Origin of the sequence: Pseudoalteromonas sp. PA2MD11 (genome assembly GCF_017808125.1) — a bacterium.
In the GTDB taxonomy this organism is placed as follows: Bacteria; Pseudomonadota; Gammaproteobacteria; order Enterobacterales; family Alteromonadaceae; genus Pseudoalteromonas; species Pseudoalteromonas simplex.
In genome coordinates this window covers 1-3,768 of record NZ_JADKNF010000033.1, presented here as the reverse complement: position 1 = coordinate 3,768, position 3,768 = coordinate 1, and the positions used below count along the sequence as shown (strand labels likewise).

At 42.9% G+C, this 3,768-nt stretch carries 2 protein-coding genes; both read left to right on the top strand.

The genetic code is table 11. The features are described 5' to 3' along the window. Positions 1–448: 448 nt before the first annotated feature. Complete coding sequence (gene secA, locus ISP07_RS20360; RefSeq protein WP_138619695.1) at positions 449–3,157, top strand: preprotein translocase subunit SecA; 2,709 nt, start codon at positions 449–451, stop codon at positions 3,155–3,157. 62 nt (positions 3,158–3,219) lie between these two features. Beyond that, on the top strand, positions 3,220–3,621 hold the full coding sequence (gene mutT / locus ISP07_RS20355) for an 8-oxo-dGTP diphosphatase MutT (RefSeq protein WP_138602788.1): 402 nt from the start codon (positions 3,220–3,222) through the stop codon (positions 3,619–3,621). Positions 3,622–3,768 lie beyond the last annotated feature (147 nt).

Below are 3,768 nucleotides of genomic sequence, written 5' to 3'. Positions count from 1 at the left end.
TAATACTGAGAGATACAAGGTCGTGCTTTAGCGCGTCATTGATGAAACGTATGTAATATCTTGTCGCCATAAATGACCACCTACATTTACAAAGTCGAATTTCGTCCATCGCATCGCCTTTTTACTCCCCTGATCTTGATTTTATTCTTATTGTCGCCATATCTATTCAGTAATCTTGTTTTCACCCTTTTTATGGGGTTAGATCAAAGATTATGGCTGATTTTTAAATTTTCTTGCTGAAAATCCATATCTTCATAAACAGAAGGTTTGATGTTGCGCAGACTCTGGTATGATAGCGCACGAAATAAGCGGTGTTTTGAACAGCGTACTGATAAATTGTTAATTAATATGCCCTACATCATGAGCATAAGCGCATATTAATTATCAATTGAAGAAAGTGGGTTAGCTAATGACTAGCTAACAAAGAATATATTGTAACGGTTTTATCATGATATCTAATTTATTTACCAAGATTTTTGGTAGTCGCAATGACCGCACTATTAAAAACCTAAGAAAGACGGTCGCTCTAATTAATGCGCTTGAAAAGCAATTAGAAGCGCTTTCTGATGAAGATTTAAAAGCAAAAACAGCTGAATTTAGAGAGCGTTACGATAACGGACAAAGCCTAGATGACATTTTGCCAGAAGCATTTGCTGTGGTACGTGAAGCATCTAAGCGTGTAAATGGCATGCGTCACTTCGACGTACAGCTATTAGGTGGTATGGTTTTACATCAAGGTCGCATTGCAGAAATGCGTACCGGTGAAGGTAAAACACTAACAGCAACATTACCTGCATACCTTCGTGGTTTAACAGGTAAAGGTGTTCACGTTATTACCGTGAACGACTACCTTGCAAAACGTGACGCCGAAACTAACCGCCCATTATTTGAGTTCTTAGGCCTAACAGTAGGTTGTAACGTACCAGGCATGATGCCACAGCAGAAGAAAATCGCTTACGCTGCTGACATTACTTACGGTACTAATAACGAATTTGGCTTTGATTATCTGCGCGATAACATGGCATTTAGCATTGAAGAGCGTGTACAACGCCCACTTTACTACGCCGTAGTGGATGAGGTGGATTCAATCCTAATCGATGAAGCGCGTACGCCGCTTATTATCTCAGGCCCAGCTGAAGACAGCTCTGAGCTTTACATCGAAATCAATAAAATTGTGCCTGACCTAGAGCTACAAGAAAAAGAAGATGAAGAAGGCGTTGAAGGCGATGGCGATTACACTATTGATGAAAAGTCTAAGCAAGTTCACTTAACTGAACGTGGCCAAATTAAAGTTGAAGAGCTACTAATTGAGCGCGGCTTAATTCAAGAAGGTGATTCACTTTACTCAGCTTCAAGCATCACATTATTAAGCCATGTGTATGCGGCACTTCGTGCTCACAAGCTTTATCAAAAAGACGTTGATTACGTTGTTAAAGAAAACGAAGTTATCATCGTTGATGAGCACACTGGCCGTACAATGGAAGGTCGTCGTTGGTCAGAAGGTTTACACCAAGCTGTTGAAGCAAAAGAAGGTGTACGCATTCAAAACGAAAACCAAACATTGGCATCAATCACATTCCAAAACTACTTCCGTTTATACGACACGCTAGCGGGTATGACAGGTACAGCAGACACAGAAGCGTTTGAGTTCCAGTCTATCTATGGTCTAGACACAGTAGTAATGCCAACAAACAAACCGATGATCCGTGACGATCGTGCTGATCTTGTATACTTAACACAAGAAGAAAAGTACGAAGCAATCCTTGCTGATATCAAAGATTGCCAAGAACGTGGTCAACCGGTACTTGTGGGTACTATTTCAATCGAAAGTTCTGAGTACTTATCGCAGTTCTTACGTAAAGAAAAAATTAAGCACAACGTACTTAATGCTAAGTTTCACGCACAGGAAGCAGACATCGTTGCCGATGCCGGTTTACCTGGCACAGTAACTATTGCAACTAACATGGCCGGTCGTGGTACCGATATCGTGTTAGGTGGTAACTGGAACAGCGAAGTTGAAAAGCTAGAAAACCCAACTGATGAACAAATCAAAGCGATTAAAGATGAGTGGCAAAAACGCCACGATGCAGTAATCGAAGCGGGTGGTTTACACATCATTGGTACTGAGCGTCACGAATCTCGTCGTATCGATAACCAGCTACGTGGTCGTTCTGGTCGTCAAGGTGATGCCGGTTCAAGCCGTTTCTACTTATCAATGGACGACGCGCTAATGCGTATCTTCGCTGGTGAGCGCATGACTAACATGATGCGTAAACTAGGTATGCAACGCGGCGAAGCGATTGAGCACCCTTGGGTTAACCGTGCAATCGAAAACGCGCAACGTAAAGTTGAAGCGCGTAACTTCGACGTTCGCAAGCAATTACTTGAGTACGATGACGTAGCAAACGACCAACGTCGTGTTGTTTACTCGCAACGTAATGAGCTACTTGAAGAAGGCGATATTTCAGAAACTATCACTGCAATTCGAGGCGATGTGCTAAATGGTACAATCGACCAGTACATTGCACCGCAAAGCCTTGCTGAAATGTGGGATATCCCGGGTCTTGAAGAGCGCTTAAAACAAGATTTCTTAATCGAGCTGCCAATTTCGCAATGGCTAGCTGACGATAGCAAACTATACGAAGAGAAACTTCGTGAGCGTATCGAAGAAGCGGTTGAGCAAGCATACAAGCAAAAAGAAGAGATGGTAGGCGAGTCTGTACTACGTCAATTCGAAAAAGCGATTATGCTACAAAGCCTAGACCAACATTGGAAAGATCACTTGGCTGCGATGGACCACCTTCGTCAAGGTATCCACTTACGTGGTTACGCACAGAAGAATCCTAAGCAAGAGTACAAGCGTGAGTCGTTCGAGCTATTCTCTGAAATGCTAGAGAACTTAAAAGTCGACGTTGTGGGTATTTTAAGTAAAGTACAAGTTCGCGCTGAAGAAGATGTTGAGAAAGTTGAAGAGCAACATCGTCGTAGCGAAAATGCACCTCGTGAATACCAACATGAAGAAGCTGAGCACATCGGTGGCGAAACACCAGAAGGTGCTGTAGTAACACAACGTGCAGAGCCAAAAGTAGGCCGTAACGAGCCGTGTCCTTGTGGTTCAGGTAATAAATATAAGCAGTGTTGCGGTAAATTAAAATAACCAAAACACGGTGATAAAAAGCGACGCTTGCGTCGCTTTTTTTATGATTAAGGAAACAACAAATGACTAAAAAAGTAGTGCATGTTGCAGTTGGTGTTATTTATAAAGATCAGCAATTATTTATTTGTAAACGCCCAGACGACAAACACCAAGGTGGCTTATGGGAATTCCCAGGCGGTAAAGTAGAGCAGGGCGAAAGCGTATTTGCTGCGCTACAGCGCGAGCTGTTAGAAGAAGTAAACCTAACCGTAAATGGCAGTGAAGAGCTAATGGTTATCGAACATGACTACGGCGATAAGTGCGTCCGCTTAGATGTGCATATTGTTGATGATTTCACAGGCACAGCCCATGGCGCAGAAGGCCAACAAGGAAAATGGGTCGCACTAAACGAGCTTGATGATTACAGCTTCCCAGCCGCCAATGTTGAGATTATCGAAAAGATAAAACAGAAGTACGAGCAGTAACAGCCGTCAGCTTTCAGCTGTCAGTTTCTAGCCGAGCGGTGTTGCTTGTAGGTCTTTGCCAAGGCCTACCTCGTAGGAGATGTATGGACTCCTCCCCCAAATAGGGTGAGTACGGTATAAAGAGATTGGACAATTACTTTTACCAAT